The 20,953-nt window shown below is 61.3% G+C and carries 18 protein-coding genes and 1 tRNA gene; 5 read left to right on the forward strand and 14 right to left on the reverse strand.

Annotated elements, in window-relative coordinates; all coding sequences use genetic code 11:
* Positions 1 to 153: 153 nt before the first annotated feature.
* The 13 genes from QP982_RS09660 to pyrG all read right to left on the reverse strand — a co-directional run bounded on the left by QP982_RS09660 (position 154) and on the right by pyrG (position 14,679).
* Positions 154 to 227 (reverse strand) — tRNA-Pro (locus QP982_RS09660).
* Between the two features lie 86 nt (positions 228 to 313).
* Entirely contained in the window at positions 314 to 1,315 is a 1,002-nt protein-coding gene (locus QP982_RS09665) for a hypothetical protein (protein WP_284870478.1), read from the reverse strand.
* Positions 1,316 to 1,472: 157 nt separating this feature from the next.
* Positions 1,473 to 3,785, reverse strand: coding sequence for a bifunctional cytidylate kinase/GTPase Der (gene der / locus QP982_RS09670; protein ID WP_284870479.1), 2,313 nt, complete (start codon positions 3,783 to 3,785; stop codon positions 1,473 to 1,475).
* Between the two features lie 51 nt (positions 3,786 to 3,836).
* Positions 3,837 to 4,688 (reverse strand): pseudouridine synthase, encoded by an 852-nt coding sequence (locus QP982_RS09675; RefSeq protein WP_049193586.1) that lies wholly within the window; start codon positions 4,686 to 4,688, stop codon positions 3,837 to 3,839.
* Between the two features lie 342 nt (positions 4,689 to 5,030).
* Entirely contained in the window at positions 5,031 to 5,720 is a 690-nt protein-coding gene (bioD, locus tag QP982_RS09680; RefSeq protein ID WP_070429687.1) for a dethiobiotin synthase, read from the reverse strand.
* Positions 5,721 to 5,747: 27 nt separating this feature from the next.
* Positions 5,748 to 7,106: an adenosylmethionine--8-amino-7-oxononanoate transaminase gene (locus QP982_RS09685; RefSeq protein ID WP_246816299.1), complete on the reverse strand. Its 1,359-nt coding sequence runs from the start codon at positions 7,104 to 7,106 to the stop codon at positions 5,748 to 5,750.
* Positions 7,107 to 7,300: 194 nt separating this feature from the next.
* Positions 7,301 to 8,434, reverse strand: a complete 1,134-nt coding sequence (locus QP982_RS09690; protein WP_284870480.1) for a PDDEXK family nuclease — start codon at positions 8,432 to 8,434, stop codon at positions 7,301 to 7,303.
* 441 nt (positions 8,435 to 8,875) lie between these two features.
* Entirely contained in the window at positions 8,876 to 9,490 is a 615-nt protein-coding gene (gene scpB / locus QP982_RS09695; RefSeq protein WP_049170455.1) for an SMC-Scp complex subunit ScpB, read from the reverse strand.
* A 135-nt stretch (positions 9,491 to 9,625) separates the two neighbouring features.
* Entirely contained in the window at positions 9,626 to 10,468 is an 843-nt protein-coding gene (locus tag QP982_RS09700) for a segregation and condensation protein A (RefSeq protein ID WP_201844345.1), read from the reverse strand.
* A 3-nt stretch (positions 10,469 to 10,471) separates the two neighbouring features.
* Positions 10,472 to 11,347 carry a ParA family protein gene (locus QP982_RS09705; protein WP_038625574.1) on the reverse strand — a complete coding sequence of 292 codons (876 nt, stop codon included), beginning with the start codon at positions 11,345 to 11,347 and terminating at the stop codon, positions 10,472 to 10,474.
* 64 nt (positions 11,348 to 11,411) lie between these two features.
* Positions 11,412 to 12,350 carry a site-specific tyrosine recombinase XerD gene (locus QP982_RS09710; RefSeq protein ID WP_070437394.1) on the reverse strand — a complete coding sequence of 313 codons (939 nt, stop codon included), beginning with the start codon at positions 12,348 to 12,350 and terminating at the stop codon, positions 11,412 to 11,414.
* Positions 12,347 to 13,000, reverse strand: a complete 654-nt coding sequence (locus tag QP982_RS09715) for an NUDIX domain-containing protein (RefSeq protein ID WP_284870483.1) — start codon at positions 12,998 to 13,000, stop codon at positions 12,347 to 12,349. Before QP982_RS09715 ends, QP982_RS09710 begins: the two co-directional genes overlap by 4 nt.
* A 47-nt stretch (positions 13,001 to 13,047) precedes the next feature.
* Positions 13,048 to 14,679 carry a CTP synthase gene (gene pyrG, locus QP982_RS09720; RefSeq protein ID WP_284870484.1) on the reverse strand — a complete coding sequence of 544 codons (1,632 nt, stop codon included), beginning with the start codon at positions 14,677 to 14,679 and terminating at the stop codon, positions 13,048 to 13,050.
* 143 nt (positions 14,680 to 14,822) lie between these two features.
* Between pyrG and QP982_RS09725 the strand changes: the two genes are divergently transcribed.
* Both QP982_RS09725 and QP982_RS09730 read left to right on the forward strand, forming a co-directional pair.
* On the forward strand, positions 14,823 to 15,341 hold the full coding sequence (locus tag QP982_RS09725) for a type 1 glutamine amidotransferase domain-containing protein (protein ID WP_070767226.1): 519 nt from the start codon (positions 14,823 to 14,825) through the stop codon (positions 15,339 to 15,341).
* Positions 15,342 to 15,384: 43 nt separating this feature from the next.
* On the forward strand, positions 15,385 to 16,161 hold the full coding sequence (locus QP982_RS09730; protein ID WP_070767218.1) for an LURP-one-related/scramblase family protein: 777 nt from the start codon (positions 15,385 to 15,387) through the stop codon (positions 16,159 to 16,161).
* 73 nt (positions 16,162 to 16,234) lie between these two features.
* On the opposite strand, the gene QP982_RS09735 is transcribed toward QP982_RS09730, so the two are convergent.
* Positions 16,235 to 17,350: an esterase/lipase family protein gene (locus tag QP982_RS09735; protein ID WP_070767219.1), complete on the reverse strand. Its 1,116-nt coding sequence runs from the start codon at positions 17,348 to 17,350 to the stop codon at positions 16,235 to 16,237.
* Between the two features lie 750 nt (positions 17,351 to 18,100).
* Between QP982_RS09735 and phnE the strand changes: the two genes are divergently transcribed.
* Genes phnE through QP982_RS09750 form a run of 3 tightly spaced genes read left to right on the forward strand, consistent with a single transcriptional unit; the run spans position 18,101 to position 20,824 of the window.
* Complete coding sequence (gene phnE, locus QP982_RS09740) at positions 18,101 to 18,997, forward strand: phosphonate ABC transporter, permease protein PhnE (RefSeq protein WP_242451394.1); 897 nt, start codon at positions 18,101 to 18,103, stop codon at positions 18,995 to 18,997.
* A gap of 46 nt (positions 18,998 to 19,043) precedes the next feature.
* Positions 19,044 to 19,712, forward strand: a complete 669-nt coding sequence (locus QP982_RS09745) for an HAD hydrolase-like protein (protein WP_070437385.1) — start codon at positions 19,044 to 19,046, stop codon at positions 19,710 to 19,712.
* Between the two features lie 41 nt (positions 19,713 to 19,753).
* Complete coding sequence (locus tag QP982_RS09750) at positions 19,754 to 20,824, forward strand: zinc-binding dehydrogenase (RefSeq protein ID WP_259803697.1); 1,071 nt, start codon at positions 19,754 to 19,756, stop codon at positions 20,822 to 20,824.
* The last annotated feature ends 129 nt before the right edge of the window (positions 20,825 to 20,953 follow it).

Below are 20,953 nucleotides of genomic sequence, written 5' to 3' on the forward strand. Positions count from 1 at the left end.
CCTCGGCATCCAAAAAGGCTGGATCAAATAACCGCAACACGCCCGGAAAAGACACACTTTTCTTTACTTAACCCGCAAACGAAACCGTAAAGCAATAACCGCAAACAAAAACCGCCGCCTCCCGGAATCTTCCAGAAGACGGCGGTTATTTTGTCGGGCTGACCGGATTTGAACCGACGACCCCCTCACCCCCAGTGAGGTGCGCTACCAAACTGCGCTACAGCCCGCATGCACGAAAGTGCAACGAGCTATAGGTTACATCATTGGTGTTTGCTAGCGGAAATCGCCCCTGGTCCCTGCCCTGCCTGCCGCGTTACTGCAGGTAGATGGTCACAGGCGTGGATGTCTCCGCCATCTGCCCCTCCGGCGGATCGATTGAGGCAACCTTGCCCATAATCGCGGCCACAGAATTGGTCTGGTTGCCCTCGGCGTCGACGACGGTCACGTTCTGGTAGCCGTTGGTACGCAGCTCCACCTCAACCGATGCCGGACTCTTGCCCACCACGCCCTGTGGGATAGTGCCCCAGCCGCTGCTGCGCTCACCGGGGCCAGGGATAGCTGGCGGCGACTCGCGAAGTTGGTCGATCTCCTGCTCAAGGCGTTCACGGGTGTCATTAATCGTGCCCGACGGGTCCAAGCGATCGGTAGGGCTTGTCGTGGTTTCTTCCGGCGAGGTTGTCGTCGGCGTCGGGCTTGACGACGTCTCCTGCGTCGGCGCCGCCGTATTGTCATTTTTGTCCTCGGTTCCGGAAGTAAAGGACAAAACCAGGGCTACCAGCGCGACTACGGCCACCATCGCGGCAATGGCCGCGATGGCGACAGGCTTACCCCAGCCCTTCTTGGAGTCATCGCCGCCGCTGTTGCCACGGTTATTACCGCGGTTGTTGCCGTTGTGCGGGTCGCCGTAACCGCCTGCGCCACCTGCAGCATACTGTTGGGTTGCACCTGCTTGCTGGCTCGCCTGGCCATAGCCGCGTTCTTCTTCAGAAAGCGGGGCCCAGTACTGGCCGCTACCCTGAGCGCCGCTGCCCTGTGCGCCAGCACCTTGCGCCCCGGCCCCGGCACCTCGCGGGTTATCAAATCGTGTTTCATCGCCACGCTGCAGGAATTGCGTCTCAGAGGAGTCGCCACCGAAGTATTCGGTCGGCTGCTCGCCCGCGAAGTCGGCATCTGGGTTGTACCCGCGATATCCGTCGTCCCGCGGAATGTAGCGAGTCGCGGAGTCATCGCCGTATGAGCTTGAGGAATCGCGTCCATAGCTGTTACCTCGGCCATCGTGCTGAGAGCCGTCACGGTTGTTGCCGCGCCTGACCATTGTCAGTTCTCCTTATCGCTAATTTACTGAAACTCTAAAATGCCAACGAAAAGCCCAAAATGCAATTGTCTAAATCACATTTTGGGCTTTTCTCAGCTCAGTTCGAGCGACTAGCAGGGCTTAACCGAACTGCCTACCGGCACTTCCTAGCAGCTTCCTACCGGCGCTTCTTCTTCTCGCGGACACGCACCGCGATGCGCACCGGCGAGCCCTCGAAGCCGAACTCTTCACGCAGCTTGCGTTCCAGGAAGCGACGGTAGCCGTGCTCCAGGAAGCCGGTTGTGAACAGCACAATCACCGGCGGGCGCGAGGACGCCTGGGTGGCAAACAGCACGCGCGGCTGGCGACCGCCACGCAGCGGTGGCGGGTTCTGCTGCATGATCGCGCGCAACCAAGTGTTCAGGCGACCAGTGGAGATGCGCTTATCCCACGACTCCACGGCCTCCAGCATTGCCGGCTCCAGCTTCTGCACAGCACGCCCGGTCTTGGCGGAGATGTTCACCCGACGAGCCCACGGCACGTGCGAAAGCTGCTCTTCAATCTCGCGCTCGAGCAGGTCGCGGCGGTCCTCATCCATGAGGTCCCACTTGTTGTAGGCCACCACAAGTGCGCGACCGGAGTCGAGAATCATGCGCAGCACGCGCTGATCCTGCTCGGTAATCTGCTCGGAGGCATCGACCAGGAAAATCACAACCTCGGCGTTGTCAATGGTCGAACGAGTACGCAGCGAAGCGTAGAACTCGTGGCCCTTGGCGGTCTTGGTCTTCTTGCGGATACCAGCGGTATCCACGAAACGCCACAGCGCCTCGTCCATCTGCACCAGCGAGTCCACCGGGTCAACCGTGGTACCAGCCACGTCGCTGACCACCGCTCGGTCTTCACCGGAGAGCTTGTTCAGCAGCGAAGACTTGCCCACGTTCGGCTTACCCACCAGCGCCACGCGACGCGGCCCGGTCGGCAGCGACTTCGCACGCGGCACCTCCGGGAAGGAGGCCACAACTTCGTCCATCACGTCGGCATTGCCACGACCGTGGAGGGCCGAGGTTGGGTGCGGCTCGCCGAGCCCGAGGGCCCAGAACTCCGCGACGTCGCCAAGCTGCGAATCCGACTCAAACTTGTTGGCGGCGAGAATAACCGGCTGCTCCGCGCGCTGCAGACGTCGGGCCATAACCTCTTCCGTGGCGGTGATGCCGACGGTGGTGTCGACGACCATGACAATCACATCGGCGGTCTCCATGGCGGTCTCCGCCTGACGAGCAATCGCCGCGTGCATGCCCTTGGCATCCGGATCCCAGCCGCCGGTGTCCTGCACCCAGAAGCGACGTCCGCCCCATTCACCCAGGTAGGAGATGCGGTCGCGGGTCACGCCCGGGAAGTCTTCGACAACTGCTTCACGACGGCCAATGAACCTGTTAACCATGGTGGACTTACCAACATTCGGTCGTCCCACAATGGCCACGGTCGGAAGAGCTTCTTCCTCCTCGTCGCTGACACCAAGTGCTGCGAATGCGTTTTCCAACTCTTCCCAGTCGGCATCGTCGTCGATCTGGCCGGTTTCGGCGCGCTCGATGGCTTCGGAGATGATCGTCTCGTGGTCGGCAATCGTGCGGTCGATGAACTCGTCTGCGCTGGTGTGGCTGCCTGCGGTGCCCGGCGCGTTTTCGCTCTCCACGTTTGCGACCAGGTGTCCGGCGGTGTCGTCCTCGGAATCGTCGTAAGAGCCCTCGTAAGATTCCTCGAACTCCTCGTTGTCGACATCGTCCCAGTCCATGGTGGACCCCGGGTAGCCGGCCTCAACGACATCGAGGACGTTTTCCACGACCTCTTCAATGTCCATCTCAGAGGTGTCCAGAATGAATGCGTCCTCGGCTGGCTTCAGCGGAGAGGTCGCACGGTTGCTGTCGAGTTCGTCGCGGCGGATGACGTCGGCAAGCACGGTGTCGAAGTCGGCCTCACGACCAGCAGCGATGTCCTGGTCGTAGCGGCGGCGAGCGCGGACCTCTGCGGAGGCGGTCATGAAGATCTTCGCAGGGACGTCCGGGAGAACGACCGTGCCGATGTCGCGGCCTTCCACCACACAGCGCACAGCCGATGCGGCCAGCGAACGCTGGAGTGCGACCAGGTTGGTGCGCACAGCCGGAATCGCGGAGACCGCCGACACGTTGCGGGTGACCTCCGGGCCGCGAATCTCGCCGGAAACATCCTCGCCGTCGAGGAGGACGGCGGTGGAGTTCGGGTCATCGGAGACTTCCAGCGGCAGGGCGGCCGTCGCCTTGGCCACGGCTTCCTCGTCGGTCGGGTCGATGCCCTGGCGCAGCACCCACAGGGTGGCAACGCGGTACATAGCGCCGGTGTCCAGGTACTTTGCACCCAGCTCGGTTGCGACCATCCGGGAGACAGTCGACTTGCCAGTGCCGGAAGGGCCGTCGATGGCAACCAACAGCATGTCGTCAGTGTTCTGCTCGCTCATGTGGGCTCCTTCAGCTCCTTGGTTTTCTTCGTTCTTCTTCACTAGTGCCATTTACAGCCCCACCGCGTTGTAGAGGGAGGTCAGCTCAGCGCGGTTGAGTGCGCGGAGAGCGCCCGGGGTCTGCTCGCCCAGCTGGACAGTGTGAATCTTAGTGCGCACCAGGCGCTCGACCGGGAAGCCCGCAGTCTTGAGCATTCGGCGCACGATGTGCTTGCGGCCCTCATGCAGCTCGATGCGGACGATAGAGCGGCCCTGCCAGACATCGATGATCTGCGCCATGTCCGCCTTAGCGATGCCGTCATCAAGCTCAATGCCCTTTTCCAGCTCACGCATGACCTTGGCATCGACCTCGCCGACAACGGTGGCCATGTAGGTCTTGGTGACCTCGTAGCTCGGGTGCATCAGGCGGTTGGCCAGCTCACCATCGTTGGTGAGCAGCAGCAGGCCCTCGGTGGGCGCATCCAGGCGACCCACGTGGAAGAGTCGCTGACCAGCGCTGATCTTCTCACCGATGATGTCGCCCACACACGGGCGGCCCATGTCATCGTGCATGGTCGACTGCACACCACGCGGCTTGTTCAGGACGAAGTACTGCATGTCCTCATTGACGATGACGCGGGAACCATCAACGCGAATCACAGACGTGTTCGGGTCCACCCGCACGCCCTGCCGCGTCACAATCTTGCCGTCGACCTCGACGCGGCCTTCGTCGATAAGCTTTTCCGCCATACGACGCGACGCCACGCCTGCCTGTGCCAATACCTTCTGCAGGCGCACGCCCTCGCCTGCTTCGCTGTGCACGCGCTTGCCCGAACCGCGGCGGTTGTCGTCCACATGCTGGTGGCGCGCCGGGCGGGCGTTGGATACGTAGATGTCCTTCGCGTGGACGTTGGAGGTCTCCACCTTCGCGCCGCTGTCGCGACGGCTGCGGTTGCGCTGGGCGTTAGTGGAGCCGCGGTTGGATTGATTCTTACGGTTCTTGTGTGCCGGTGTGCCTTCTCGGCGAGCGGGTTTAGCCACTTGACCTACATCCTTTTCAAGCGTTGGAGAATGTTCTGTTTGTTAGAACGTCAGCGCCAGGCGACGCTGTTCTCTCCCCCGTGGGCCCAAAATTGGCCGGTGGAAGCAGGTTAATAAAGAGAATTACAGAGAAAGCCTCGCGCCTTGTCGTCTAGCCACCTTAGCACGTTTTTCGCAAAACGCCAGCTTAACGACGTCCCGCGCGGCCTCCACCTACAACGTCTTTTACAGCGCTGCGGCCCACTCTCGCACGCCCGGCAGCCACTGCGTAGCTTTCGCCACAAACTCCTGCCGGTCCAGCGCGCCAGCTCCCGCCTGCACCGACCCCAGCAGCGGCACCCCGGTGATGCGCGGCAGTTCCTCCAGGTTCGTCTCAATGATCGGGTCGACCTCCGCCGGCAACGAACCGCCCACCAGCGCCGTGACATTGACTCCACGGCCCCGCGCCACCTCGACGGTGAGCTCCGCCTCGTTCAGGCAACCCAGGTCCAACCGCGTCACGACCACCATCTGACTACCCGGCAACAACGCCGCCAGCTCCGGCAGCGCCCAGTCCTCGCCGAGCCGCACCAGCAAGCCGCCCGCGCCCTCCACGAGGACAACGCGGTTCGGCCCGTCGATAAGCTTGATCTTTTCAGCGATCTCCGTGGCGTTCGGCAGGCGCATTCCCGCGCGCTGCGCCGCCGCCACCGGCGCCATCGGCTCGGGGTAACGCACGAAGCCATGCAGGTTGTCGATCCCCGTCAGCTCCGCGACAGTGTCCAAATCACCGCCATTTGGGCCCGGAAAACCAGTCTGAATTGGCTTGACGACGTGCACCTCCTTTCCCTCCTCGCGAAGTGCCGCCGCCAGGGCTGCCGTGCCGATGGTCTTTCCAATATCGGTACCGGTGCCGGTGACAAGGACGATGCTCATGGTGGGTGGTGCTCCTTTTTGGTTGCGCTACTTGCGTTCTTCCTCGGCGGCGACGATGGCGGCGATGGCCTCGCAGATACGGTCGACCTCGTCATTGGTGCTGATGTACGGCGGCATGGTGTACACCAATTTGCCGAATGGCCGCAGCCACACCCCGGCATCGACAGCCGCTGCCGTGGCCAAGCCCATGTCCACCGGGCGCTGCATCTCCACGACCCCGATTGCGCCAAGAACCCGCACATCGGCCACGGCATCGCTGCTGGCTAAGGGCTGGAGCTGGTTGCGAAGTCGGGATTCGATGCGCGGGACATCCTCACGCCACTGCCCTTCTGCAATCAGGTCGAGCTGCGCGCAGGCCACGGCACAGGCCAACGGGTTGCCCATGAAGGTCGGGCCGTGCATGATGCCTCCGCCTGCGCCACTGGAAATGGTGCGAGCCACGTCGGCGGTGGTGAGGGTGGCTGCGAAGCTCATAAAGCCGCCGGTCAGCGCCTTGCCGACACACATAATATCCGGCACAATCCCGGCCGCCTGCGTCGTGAACAGGTCACCGGCCCGGCCGAAGCCGGTGGCGATCTCATCCGCGATGAGCAGAATCCCGTGCTTGTCACACAGCTTCCGGAGCCCCACAAGCAGCTCGTGGTCATGGAACCGCATGCCACCAGCGCCTTGGACCACCGGTTCAATAATGATGCCGGCGACGGAGTCGTCGATAAGCGAATCGAAGTGCGCGAGATAGCGTGCGCGCTCCTCCTCGGTTGCGCCGCGGGCGGGTGGTTTGTCGGCGAAGACCTGCGGAGTCCACTGCCCCGTCCACAGCGAATGCATGCCGCCCTCGGGGTCGCAGACGGTCATGGGCGCGCGAGTGTCGCCGTGATAGCCGCCGCGCCAAGTGGCCAGGCGGGTGCGCTCGGGATGGCCTTTGGCCTGCTGGTACTGCAGCGCCATTTTGATAGCAACCTCGACGGAAACCGAGCCAGAGTCCGAGTAGAAGATGGCATCGAAGCCGGGGCCCGCGAGCTTTAGGAGCTTTTCCGCCAGCTCAATGGCCGGACGGTGTGTGAGTCCGCCGAACATGACATGCGACATCGTGGTGACCTGCTTCTTCGCGGCTGCGACCAGCTTCGGGTGCGAGTGGCCGTGACAGGCGGCCCACCAGCTGCTCATGCCGTCGATGAGGGTGCGGCCGTCGGCGAGGTGGAGGTTCACACCCTCGGCGGACTCGACCAGCTTGGGCGCAACCGGCGACGGGATGGGGCCGTATGGGTGCCAGATGTGGTCGGCGTCGAATTGGGCGAGGTCGGCGATGGCTGGCCGGGTGTGTGGTTGGGCGGGTGGTTGGGCGGGCGGCGGGGTGTGCGGCTGGGCGGTTTCCGAGGCTGTCATGATACTCAAGCATAATACCTGTACAGCGCCAGACTTGAACGCCGTTCGGGGTTGGTGGTGGAGCTTCTCGCAAGGATTACAGACAGTCTCAGCGACTTTACGACACCCATGTCACCTCGTGGCAGCTGTGGAGGTGGCATGAGGTGACACCTGTGTCGTGAAGTGAGGTTGGGGTGGCCCGATGAGCCAGCCAGCTAGTACAGCCGCCCCGCCTGGCTCCACACTCGTCGGCGACGCATGGCCAACTCGGCCGCCTTACCTGTGATTGTGATGGGCTGCCGCGCGAAGGCGTAGTTTCCGCGATAGCAACTGCCACCATTTGCCAGGTGACGTCGGATTTCCGCGGCTGCTTGCCGCAAGGTGGCTACGGCGGAGCCGTCGAAAAGCTGTGACCAGACGATCCGGATGACATTCAACCCGAGGTTCTTCAGGCGCTTTTCGCGCTCCAGCTCCTTTGCGATTGCCACCTGCGTGTCCGCGACTCCACCGTCGGTGTATTTCATACGGCCGTCGAACTCGACGACCAGCCCAAGTTCGGGCAGGTAAAAGTCCACGCGTGCGATGAAGCCACGATCATCCCGAAAGGAAACCTGCTGAAGCAACGGAGCCCGAGAATCGTCGACAGCAGCTAGCCCCGCCTGGACGATTGCTTCTTTAGTGAGCGATTCCCCAATGCTTTCCGACGACGCTGTCGCTTGCCCCAACAATCTCCTGGCCTGTGCATTTCCCGGAGCACGCGGATATGCAGCCAACGTGGCCAACAGTTCCTCGGTGTCGGTGTGGCGCTGGAGGGCGGCGTCGGCAAGCACTAGTGCATTGTGCGGGGTGCGGGAACGGCAGACGTCGATGACGGACTTTGGGACATCGGTGACGAGGCGGCCATCGATTTCTACGATGTCCTCGGGGAGAATCCGGCCGGAGACGCGGATGAGGCGTTTGTGCGGCTGGTACGGGCCATTCGGCGTGCTTCGCGATTGCCCGCGCGTGCGGCCGGAGTTGGCTATCGCGATGGGAGTGTTGTGCGTAAGTAGAGGTAAACCGTGGAGAGCAGCGGCGGCATCGCGGGTGACTACGGTGGTGGTGCCGCGATGGACGAGCGCTTTGATTTCCAGGATGTAACGTTCGGTGCTGTTTAGGGTGAGCCACCTGTCGACCGGCACGTACGCGCCGTGTGCGAGCCACAGGAGGCTGCCGCTTTTGGCTCGCTGGCGGAGATCTCGGCCGGAGTGCTGGCCGATTCGGGAAATTGCGAATGTGCTGGGGCGGGCGCATTCGCGCTGCTGGCCGGTACGGATGATGTCGTCGGCGTCGTAGATCCACTGCGGCATCGGATTGCGCTCCTGAGGTCCATGCATTTGCTGGCTGGCGGGTGGTGGTGTGAGTGTTGGTGAGTGTTTGCGTGTTTGCGAGTGTTTGCGAGTGCTTGTGAGTGCTACGTTCTCATTTTTGGGCTCACACGGAGGCTCAGGAGGCGTCGATTTGGCGTCGACTGTGGATAGTTTGCAGTTTTCGGGAGTTATCCACAGTGTGTGTGGTGGGTGTGGTGGGTGTGGTGTGGTGGGTGTGGTGGGTGCGGTGGGGGTGCAAAGGCTCGCAGTGAGCTGTCGTGAGCAGCAAACCCAGCCCCAAAATGCGACTTCACGACACCTATGTCACCTCGTGGCAGCTGTGGAGGTGGCATGAGGTGACACCCGTGTCGTGAAGTGGATCGATGACCGTCAGGCGAATCGAAAACCGTGAAGTGGGTCGTTCAATAGAGTGAACCCCACCTAGTCCAACGGCTCGTCGATCAAGTCGACCTCAGGCAGCAGCGGAGCCAAATCAGGCAGCTGGTCCAGCGAATCAATCCCCAAAAGCTCCAGGAACAGCGTCGTCGTAACGTACAAATGCGCACCGGTTGCCGGGTCCTCTCCGGACTCCGCAATCAGACCGCGCGCGACCAGCGTGCGCATCACGCCATCAACATTGACACCACGCACACCGGAGACCTGCGCACGCGTGGCCGGCTGTCGGTAAGCCACTACTGCCAGCGTCTCCATAGCTGCACGTGAGAGCTTCGACTGCGAGCCATCCAGCAAGAATCGCTCGACCGCGCTGGCGTGGGCGGGAGCTGTGTAAAACCGCCAGCCCTCATCCGTTTCGCGTAGCTCAATGCCGCTGCGACGTGCACGGTATTCGTACTCGATTTCGCGAAGCACGTCACGGACATCACTTGCGGAAACATCCAGCGCCCGCGCCATATCCTCCGCCGCCACCGGCGTATCGACTACCAGCAGAATCGACTCAACGCCTGCTCGCAACGGGTCAATGGGCGGCAACTGAGCCGAAGAAGCAGACGCGGGCTCCACGGCCTGCTCGGATGGTCCGGAACTGGTTTCGCTCATGCGGGTCAGATTACGCAACCTCCCGCGCCGGGCGCTAATTGGCCGGGCGCTAATCAGCTGTTAGCGCCAGCCCAACCAAGCCCACGCCCAACAGCCAAGTCCCAACAGCCAGCCCCAACAGCCAGCCCCAGTCACCTACTCCCAGTTCGCCGCCGCCACGACGGCCGGGTCCACGTCCAGCCCGGTCCAGGCCACGTGGATTTCCTCCAGCGCCTCCTCCTGCTCCACACCGATCGCCTTGGCTCGGTAGAGCTCCAGCAGCGCCAGGAACCGCCCGACAACCTCCATGGACACGCGGCACTCCGAGGTCAGCTGCGTAAACGTCAACCAGGTCCCCTCGCCGGCCAGCCGCAGCGAGTCCAGAATTTTGCCCGCCTGCTCCGGCACGGACACGGGCACACCGTGGATGTGCCCGACGCCGACTTCCTCCGGCGGCTTCGGACGCATCACGACGGCCGCAAACTCGGCGAACTCCCCGAGCGACATGCCCAGGCGCACGGGCGGCAGCAGCTCCTCGAACTGCTTGTCCGGCCCCACAGCTCGCGGATAGCGCCGCGGCGCGGTCTTCTGCCACTCCTCGAATTGGTCGGCTACCTTGCCATACGCCTGGTATTGCAGCAGTCGGGCGAACAGCAGGTCGCGTGCTTCTAGCAGTTCGAGGTCTTCTTCGCTGTCGACGTCGCCACGCGGTAGGAGCCGTGCGGTTTTGAGGTCGAGCAGCGTCGCTGCCACGACGAGGAATTCGGTGATTTCGTCGAGGTCACTGACTGCGTCGAGGCTGCGCGTGTATGCGATGAACTCGTCTGTGACCGCCGCCAGCGCGACTTCGGTGACGTCCATCTTTTTGCTGCTGATCAGCTGCAGTAGCAGGTCGAATGGGCCGTTGAAGTTCGCGAGCGCGACGCGGAAGCCGGTGATTTCTTCCTGCACGCCCTCGCTTGACGACGGTTCGGGAGTGTAACTATCCGGGGAAGTCACCTATTATTTGCGGCCTTTGCGCTCGATGACCTCGCGGGCCAGGTTGCGGTACTGTGCCGCAGCTGGGGTGTTTGGCGCCCAGGTGGTGATGGGCTCACCGGCGACGGAGGTTTCCGGAAAGCGGACGGTACGGGTGATGACCGTGTCGAAGACCTTGTCGCCGAAGACCTCGATGAGGCGTTCCATGACTTCCTTGGCGTGACGCGTGCGGCGGTCGAACATGGTGACCAGAATGCCGGAGACTTCCAGGTTGAAGTTCAGGCGGTCGCGAACCTTGGCCACCGTGTCGGTGAGCAGTGCCAGGCCGCGCAGGGAGAAGTATTCGGCCACCATTGGGATGATGACGCCCTCGGCGATGGTCAGCGCATTGACGGTCAGCAGGCCCAGCGATGGCTGGCAGTCAATGATGATGAAGTCGTAGTCATTCATCACTGGGCGCAGTGCGCGTCCGAGGGCCTGCTCGCGGCCGACTTCGTTGACAAGCTGAATCTCCGCAGCCGACAGGTCAATGTTGGCCGGGACAAGGTCCAGGCCGGAGACCTTGGTGTGATGAATGGCATCGCGGACATCGGTGGTGTCGTCGACGATGAGGTTGTAGACCGTCAGGTCGAGTTCCTCATGGGGAACACCGAGACCGGCGGATAGTGCGCCTTGCGGGTCCAAGTCAACGAGCAGGACTTTACGACCGAACTCTGCCAGCGCCGCACCCAGGTTAATGGTCGAGGTGGTCTTACCCACGCCGCCCTTCTGGTTACACATTGCCAGGATGACCGCGGGGCCGTGACTGGTCAGGGGTGCGGGTTCCGGTAGCTCGCGCACCGGACGACCGGTGAGACCGAGTTCAACTCGATCGGCCTCAAACAACCCTTCTTCAGCCACAGTCAATCCCTCTTCCTTGAAGATTTCTCATCAATTCTACTGCGCGATATATTACCGCCACATATTACCGCGAGTATTCAGCCCGTGGGTGAGCCCCCGCCCAGACTCGTCGCATATTCTCCGCGGTAATCATGGTGTAAATCTGGGTCGTCGTCACCGAGGCGTGCCCCAGCAGCTCTTGGACAACGCGCACATCGGCACCGCCCTCAATCAGGTGTGTGCCGAAACTGTGGCGCAGGGTGTGCGGGGAAATTTTCACCTTCAGCCCGGCGCGCTCACCCAGCTCCGCAAGTGTATTTCCCGCCGACTGCCGAGACAGCCTGCGCCCCAGCGAGTTAATAAACAGTGCCGGCCCGGAGTTCGCCCGCACCCAGCTCGGCCGCCCGCGCGTCAGCCACGCATCCAGCGCCGCCATAGCCGGCGATCCCACGGGCACGATGCGCTCCTTGCCGCCCTTGCCGCGCAGCAGCACCAGGTTGGTTTCGCGGTCCACGTCATCGATATCCAGGCCGGTGACCTCGGAGACGCGAGCTCCTGTCGAGTACAGAAACTCCACCAGTGCACGGTTGCGCAAGTCGGTCACGTCAGCGGTGTCGTCGTCGGGGATGGACTCGATAAGCCGGGTGACCTCATCAATGCTGAGCGCCTTCGGATACCGCGAGGGCTGCTTCGGCGGCGCCACCCGCTTGGCGACATCCACGTCCAACGCGCCCTCACCCACCGCAAACTTGTGGAAGCTCCGCACGGCCGACAGCGACCGCGTCACCGAGGTCGGGGCCAGCGCCGGCCTGCCCGCCGACTTGTCTCCCCGCGCGAGATACGCCAGGAACTCTGACACATCCTGCTCGGTGACCTGTGCCAATTCCGTGCGGCCGATGCCCCGCAGATAGGTGCGGTACTTCTCCAAGTCACGCTTATAACTGGCGAGCGTATTCGCCGACAGGCCTTTTTCCACCGCGAGGTAGGTCACGAAGGCGTCGACAAGCGAATCGATCGAACTCATCGGATACGTTTCAGGTCCGCGCCGGCGCCGAGCTGCTCTGTTCGACGCTGAGCCAGAGTCGTCGGTCGAATATCGAACGGCTCCGCGACCGAGCGTGGCGTGGCACCCCTCAGCAGCACCTCCGCCGCCAGCAGAATGCCGGACAGCGCGATACCATTGAGGATCTCTCCGCGCAGCGCCATCGCCACCGCGTCCTCCACGCCAATCCACGACGCAGTCATGTCCGCTTCCTCATCGTGGGCTTCCGGCTTATCGACGGCACGGAGCCCCCTGGCCAGATAGATCCGAACCGCTTCCTCTGCGAAGCCGGGCGAGCTGAACATATCGGTAAGCAGGGACCAGGACTCGGCCTCCAGTCCGGCTTCCTCGACCAGCTCACGCTTGGCGGCCTCCAGTGGGTCCTCGTCCGCGACATCGAGAAGTCCGGCCGGCAACTCCACCAAGCGCTGCCCCGCTGCCTGCCGCCACTGATTCAGCAGGTAGAGGCGGTTATCCTCATCTGTGGCAACGACTGCGACAGCGCCGAAATGCTCCACGATCTCGCGGGCGGACACATTCCCGCCTGGCATTCGCACCTGGTCGCGGCGGACCGCGATGATAGGTGCCTCGAGAACAATCTCGGAATCAACAACGTCAAATTGGTGCGCCATGAGCTTCACTCTAATAGGTAGGCCGGATTCGCCCTCGCGGAGCTAAGCTAAGCGCGCTTGAGGGCTGCGGCGATGAGGCCGTCGAAAAGCGGATGGGCGCTGGTGGGGCGTGACTTCAGCTCCGGGTGCGCCTGCGTGGCCACGAGGTATGGGTGCACGTCCGTGGGGTATTCGACGAATTCGACGAGTTTGGCGTCCGGCGAGGTGCCCGAGATGACCAGGCCTGCCTCTTTGAGCTGGGCGCGGTAGGCGTTGTTGACCTCGTAGCGGTGGCGGTGGCGCTCGGTAACTTCGGTAGCGCCGTAGAGGCGCGCGGCGACGGAGTCTTCGGCAAGCTTCGCCGGGTAGGAGCCCAGGCGCATGGATCCGCCCAGGTCAGCCTCACCGGAGACGGCCTGGAGCTGTTCCTCCATCGTGGCGATCACCGGCTCGGCCGCGTTCTCGTCGAACTCAGTGGATGAAGCGCCGTCAACGCCTGCGGTGCGCGCCGCCTCGATGACGACACACTGCATGCCCAGGCAGATTCCCAGCAGTGGCGTGCCGGTTTCCTTGGCGTAGCGGATGGTCGCAATCTTGCCTTCGATGCCGCGACCGCCGAAGCCGCCGGGGATGACGATCGCGTCAACGCCGGCCATGTTCTTCTTCAGCCCCTCCGGGGTTTCGCAGTCATCGGAGGCGACCCAGCGGATGTTCGCCTTCACGCGGTGGGCGAAACCGGCGGCACGCACAGCTTCCGCGACGGACAGGTAGGCGTCCGGCAGGTCAATGTACTTGCCGACGAGCGCCACCGTGACCTCGCCCTTCGGGTTGTGGACGCGCTCGAGCAGGTCTCCCCACACGGCCCAATCCATGTCGCGGAACGGCAGGTTGAGGCGGCGGATGATGAAGGTGTCCAGGTGCTCTTCATAGAGGACCTTCGGGATGTCGTAGATGCTCGGCGCATCCGGGCAGGACACCACTCCCTCGCGGTCGATGTCGCACATCAGCGCAATCTTGTTCTTGAGGGAGTCCGGGACGTCGCGGTCGCATCGCAAAACGACGGCATCGGGAACCAGACCAATCGAGCGAAGCTCAGCCACCGAGTGCTGGGTGGGCTTGGTCTTCAGTTCCTTGGAAGGGCCGAGGTACGGAACCAGCGACACGTGCAGGTAGAAGACGTTTTCGCGGCCGACGTCGTGACGCACTTGACGCGCGGCTTCCAGGAAGGGCTGCGATTCGATATCGCCGACGGTGCCGCCGATTTCGGTGATGACCACGTCGGGCTTTTCGCCGTTCGCGTCCGCGTTCCCCATGGCGACGATGCGGGATTTAATCTCGTCGGTGATGTGCGGGATGACCTGGACGGTCTGGCCGAGGAATTCGCCGCGGCGCTCCTTGGCGATGACCGAGGAATAGACCTTGCCGGTGGTGACGTTGCCGCCGGCGGAGAGATTGCGGTCGAGGAAGCGCTCGTAGTGACCGAGGTCCAGGTCGGTTTCTGCGCCGTCTTCGGTGACGAAGACCTCGCCGTGCTGGAAGGGGTTCATGGTGCCCGGATCCACATTGAGGTAGGGATCGAGCTTCTGCATAGTCACTTTCAGACCACGCGAGGTGAGCAGGCGGCCGAGCGAAGCCGCAGTTAAGCCTTTGCCGAGGGAGGAGGCAACGCCTCCTGTAACGATGATGTATTTCGTAACCACGGGACTTCAGAATATCGCTTGCGCGGGTGTGAACGCAAGCGACTTTTCATAATGGCGGATGTTGATTACGCAACTAGGTAAGGCTCTCGAAAATCATGGTCGCCTGGATGCATAAACGCGATCACGTCGTTACCCTCGGGGCTATGACTGATTTAACGAATAAGACCATTGCAGTATTGGCCACTGACGGATTCGAGGACTCCGAGCTGACTAGCCCGGCTGAGGCCGTGAAGGATGCCGGTGCGACCGTGCACGTTATCTCCACCGAAGAGGGCTCCATTGAGGGCAAGAATGGCACGAAGGTGGACGTCGATAAGCTCACCAGCAGCGTTTCTGCTGATGATTACGATGCTCTAATCCTGCCGGGCGGCACCGTGAATGCTGACCAGATCCGCATCGATAAGGATGCCGTGGCCCTGGTGAAGGGATTCGCCGCAGCTAACAAGCCAATCGGCGTGATTTGCCACGGCGGTTGGATTCTCACCGACGCGGAAGCCTTGAAGGGCCGCACGATTACCTCCTACATCAGCGTCAAGACCGACCTGGTGAACGCTGGCGCTAACTGGGTCGACGAGGAAGTTGTCGTTGACGGCAACCTGATTTCCTCGCGCACCCCGGCTGACCTAGAGGCTTTCAACAAGGCTCTCGTGGAGAACTTCTAGGCCACTCGCCTGCCTCAACACTCATCAAAGGAAGGCTGTTGCCATGAGTTCATACTGGGATAATCCGGAGTCACTGTGGGATCAGATTCCACAAAATGATCAGGAAGATGCTTCCGAGCAGCAGCCTTCCGCGGCTGAGCAGCCTCCCGCGCAGCAGCCCTCCACGCCCGAGCAACCTCCCACACCTGAACAGCTTCCGCCACAGCAAATGCGTTACCAGGGATTGCTCTCGCACAACAACATCGTTATCCAGCAGATTCGAAATTTCATGGCGGATGATTTCGACATCCTGGATAGCGAGGGCAATTGCATCGGCAAGATTGAAACTACTGGCGGCACGTTGAGCCGCATGTTTATGGGCTCTCGTCGTCTGACAGTGTCCGAACCAGACGGCACTCCGGTATTCGTTATTACCGATCCGACCGATTTCGCCCTCGACAGCTACGAGGTCTACTACCCCGACCCGCAGGCAACAAGCCCTGAGGGCAAGCAGCAGGTCGGAGCAGACTCATCGCGCCTATTGGCAACTATTCAGCAGAAATTTGCGTTCTTTAAACGGCGACTGGAGATTTCTATCCCCGGTTTTGCTCATTGCGAGGTCAACGGCGACGTTTGGCATTACGACGCAACCTTCAAGATCAATGACATCGAAGTTGCACAGATATCCCGCAAGTGGTCGGGTTTCGCAAATATGCTAACCGGCAATGAGCGCTATCTACTGCAGCTCAAGGATGATTTACCACCACAATTGCGCGCTGCCATTATTGGTGCCGCCATTGCACTGGATTTGATGGCGAAAAAGGCGCGCTCCGACAGCTAGTAACTGCTGCCGACAACGCGCCCTACCCCTTGTCCGGTTCTACTGCCGGTTACTGTCGCGGTCGCGACTATCGCTACCGCGATTCCGCAGCCTGAGCAATACGTCCGTCGATTTCCGTGATGCCATCAGAAACGGCATTGACGTGTTCTGGACGAACACCGGCATTGTCATTGATGCCGCCTTCCACAAAGCCAGTTACCGGCACACACGGAACTTCTACGTTGCGCCCCAGCGCATTGGCGACCTGCGCAATTGCCCGTGGCGAGAAAGTCAGTCCGATGTGGCCCGACAGGTCCGCAGAGCACCCATCCTGCAGCAGAATGTTGTTGGACGTTGGTGCCTGCCACTGGCTTGCAGCCATTGGAGTGACGGCTTCATCAACCTGGGTAGAGATTGCAACATAGTTGACACCGGGCTGCTCCAAGCCGCCCTCATTCATCTTGGCCATGAACTCGCTATGCTGCAGCAGATCCACCAGGCTCGGGCTGACGATGTACCCCGCAGCCTTGTTGCCAGCATTGTCGAACTGGTCGAGCTGCTCCAAACCATAGGAGATACCGAGCAGCGATGTGCCGTGCAGGACGCCCGCCAGGGACACAACCGTGCCTATACCCCGGCCCTGCTCCTGCTTGGCGTAAGCGGCAGCCAATGTGCCACCAGCAGAGTGACCAACAATATCGACGGCGGTAGCACCAGTTTCAGCCTTGAGAGCGTCAATCTTTGCAGTCAGCTCAGCCAAAGCGGTGTCGAGCGGGGTCATGTTGCGCATGGTTGGAATAGAGCCCAACACCGAAAACTCGTCAGGGCCCAGCTTGCCGACGTTAAATGCGTACAGACACTTCCCCATTGCCTTTAGCTCTGGTGCCATGCGCGCATAGGTTTGGTACGAGTTCGAGTTCATCCCGTGGATCATGACCACCGGATTCTCACCAGGAGCAGGAACACACTGCACGTTTGTGCCCTCTGGACTGGTGTTTTCCGTCATCCCCTGGTTGACCATGACAGTGGGGAAATCATTTGCCTTTGGGCCCCACTCGCCCATTTCGGTCCAGGACAGGACCTGACCATTACCAGTTGCCGAAGCCGGTGCGGCAACCGCGATAGGAGCCGCTGCCACAGCGACACCAGCTGCGGCTACCAGTGCTGTGGCCGACCGTGCCAGCTTCGAAAATGCCCGATGAGTGCCCATGATTACTCCTTGCATAGAGCAGTGAATAGTAAAACGGTTCCAATAAGAACTACGGCATGGGAAAGAGCAAAAACAGGCTATGAATCGCTATCGTACTCTGAAAGGCGACCAATCAAAGCCCCTAAATAGGGTTAATAAAATGTGAACTAAATATAACTATAATACTATCCACCTCCAGCTCTGCAGGCTTTTAAAGTGATACCGACCACAGGTCAAAACAAGCCATACTTCCGTTGCAATGCCACAGGATTGCTACCGATACCTAAATCGCCGGTGAGGCTAAACACCTGTTCCACAATCATTTCGAACAGCCAGCACTACGGGCGCTCGGCGCCTCCAACCCAGAAAGCAGCACAGAATCGACGACACAATCCACTACCAAGACTCCTAACCTGTCGACACCCCCGACCTGGACAACGGAAAGCCCCGGGGCCACTGGTTACACCGGCGCTCCCACTGGTGAGCCGACGGCTATAAACAAAACAATTTCGCATTGTGCGAAATCCTCGCAGGGACTCTACGAACAAGGCACCACCTGGTTTACCGACGGCACCTCCGGCTGGACACAGTATTGCGCCAACAATTTCTATGACGGTCCTTCCACGAACACCGCCCCGGAGCCTCAGAACAACGAGCCATCCCCGTGGGTTCAAGGCCAAATCGACTGGGCCGATTGCCTGAACTCTGGCCATTCCGAGGAAGAGTGTCGCGAGATGTTGAATTAGGCAACCCCGCCGCCTTCCACGAGATATGATGCGCAAGTCCGACTCTTCCCTGCTGTCCGGCACCTGGGTGGACCGCATGTGGGGAACCAAGATCAAGGACAAGCGCAAGGCAGCCAAGCAGGATGCCACCGACGGTAAGCCGTCGATTAACCCGCCGTGGACTGCAGCCCGCGGCTCCCGCGTGCTGACCATCATCGCACTCGTGGTCATCACCATCGCTGCATTTGCCGAGACAGAAATCTCCGCCTCGAGTTTCTTCACCGGCCTGGCCAACCTGCCAGAGACCATGGCGCTGTTCCTGCCGCCGTCCTCCGGTGGTATTGCCGGCGAGATTGTCCAGCTGCTTCTCGATACCCTGCAGATCGCCTTCGCCGCCACCTTCCTCGGCGCTATCCTCGCCATCCCGATTGGCGTCATGGCTGCCTCCAACGTGGTCGCCAACAAGTGGGTACACGGCTTCTTCCGCGTTCTGATCGTGGTCATCCGCGGTATCCCGGAGCTGATTCTGGCCATCATCTTCGTGGTCATCTCCGGTCTGGGCCCGGTCGCCGGTACGCTCGCGCTAGCTCTAGGTGCCGTTGGTCTACTGTCCAAGCTGGTCGCTGACTCGCTGGAAGAAACCGACACTGACGTGCAGGAAGCCCTGCGCACTACTGGCGCAACCGAGTCGCAGATTTTCTTCGCCGGCACCGTTCGCCAGGCAATCCCGTCTTTCATTGCCCACTGCCTCTACCTGCTGGACACCAACATCCGCTCGGCCACGTTGCTGGGTGTCGTCGGCGCAGGCGGCATCGGCTTCCAGCTGCTCAATGCTTCTCGAGTCAACCAGTTCGACGTCGTCACCTACATCCTCATCCTCATGGTCGCTGTCGTCCTCGTCGTCGAGGCGCTGTCCATGTGGCTGCGTGCCGCCGTCCGCTAATCCCCCCCCCAGTCCCCGTCTCCTTCTACCGAAAAGGAAAATCTCCATGACTTATCAGCTCGCTATCTTCGACATGGCTGGCACCACCATCGACGACCGTGACGAGGTCTACCGCGTCCTCCGCGAAGCCACCGAACGCGAAGGCGCTCGCTACTCCGACGAGACTTTCCAGCAATACATGGGTACCGAGAAGTTCTGGGCGATTGGCAATCTGCTCCGTGAGGGCGGCATCGAGCCGACCCCAGAGGTCCACAACCACGCGTGGGAGTTCTTCCGCGCCGAGCTTGCTCGCACGTACAAGGAAAACCCGCCGACCCCACTGCCAGGCGTCGAAGACATGCTGAACGCCCTCCACGATAAGGGCATCAAAATCGGCTTGACGACGGGCTTTGCGCGCGAAATCGTCGATATCATTGTCTCCTCCATGGGGTGGGACAACGGAATCATCGACACAGTTGTCGCCGGTGACGAAGTCGAGCACGGCCGCCCCGAGCCCGACCAGATCCTGGCTGTTATGGAGAAGCTCGGTGTGACCGACGAGGCGGCCGTGATTAGCTCCGGTGACACCGATGCCGATGTCCGTTCCGCCCAAAAATCTGGCGTGACAAGCGTCGGTGTGCTCACCGGCCACCTGACTCGGGAACAGTTCGACGCCCTCGGTGCCGACCACGTTCTGGATTCGTCCGCGAACCTGCTGGACCTTGTTGGAGAGTAGGACCCAGACTGTAGATCTGACCGAATAGGTACACAACACTGATGACAACTCCGACTCCCTCGACACCTTCCACTCCTACTGCACCGATGGAAAGGGCCCAGACACTTGTCTGGCACGGCGGTAGCGACTTTCGCATGCAGGAAGTTCCTATTCCTGCTCTGCAAGAAGGCGAAACCCTAGTGGAAATCACCACCGCTACGATCTGTGGCTCCGACCGTCACACCGTGCTCGGTCGCCGCAGCGCACCGTGCCCCAGCGTCCTCGGCCACGAGGGAGTCGGAGTCGTCCGCGCCACCCGCAACCCAGATTTGCAGGTTGGCCAGCGCGTTGTGTTCTCTGTCACCGCGCCATGCATGGAGTGCGACCGCTGTGAACGCGGCATGACCGCCAAGTGCCGGAATTTGAAAAAGACTGGTCACGAGGCCTTCGATAGCGACTGGCCTCTTTCAGGGACCTATGCTTCCCATATTGTGCTGCGCAACCATCAGCCAGTGGTAGTAGTCCCCGACTCGCTTCCCGATGTCGCTGCCTCCATCGCGACCTGCGCCGGCGCCACAGTGATCGCTTGTATGGAACAGGCTGGACCCCTTGCAGGTAAACGAGTCCTGGTTATGGGCATCGGCATGCTCGGCCTCATCGCTGTTGAGGCAGCTGTTTTTGGTGGCGCCGCTGAGGTTGTGGCCATGGACCGCAACCAGACTCGGCTTGAATGGGCACGACAGTTGGGTGCGGTTGCGCCCGACCCGTCGGCTGCTGGTGCCGATTCCGAACCAGAGCCTTTCGATATCACCCTCGAGTTCTCCGGTAGCGAATTCGGAGTCGCTACCTGCATCGGCAGCCTCGACATAGGTGGTCGAGCGGTGCTGGCCGGAAGTGTTGCCACGTCACCGGCTTATGCCCTCGATCCGGAGTGGCTCGTCCGTGGCTGGCGCACCATCACCGGTGTCCATAACTACGAGCCACGGCATCTTGCGCAGGCGGTAGAGTTCCTTGCTGACTCCCAGATTGATTGGGACACGGCTGTGTCGGGACCAATTGCGCTAGAGGATGTGCCTGCGGAGGTGGAGGCGGTGCAGGATATGTATTTGAGAGCGACTGTGACGTTTTCCTAGCAACCGCTGGAAAGAAAAGGTACGCAACAGAAAGAATTTCAACCAAGGCTGTTACCTATCTCAGAGGAGAACTGCGAAAAACATTTTCTAGGGCATTGAAATGAAAGACTTCATTGGATAAGAGATTAT

This window comes from Corynebacterium sp. MSK019 (assembly GCF_030232425.1).
Classification (GTDB): Bacteria; Actinomycetota; Actinomycetes; order Mycobacteriales; family Mycobacteriaceae; genus Corynebacterium; species Corynebacterium jeikeium_D.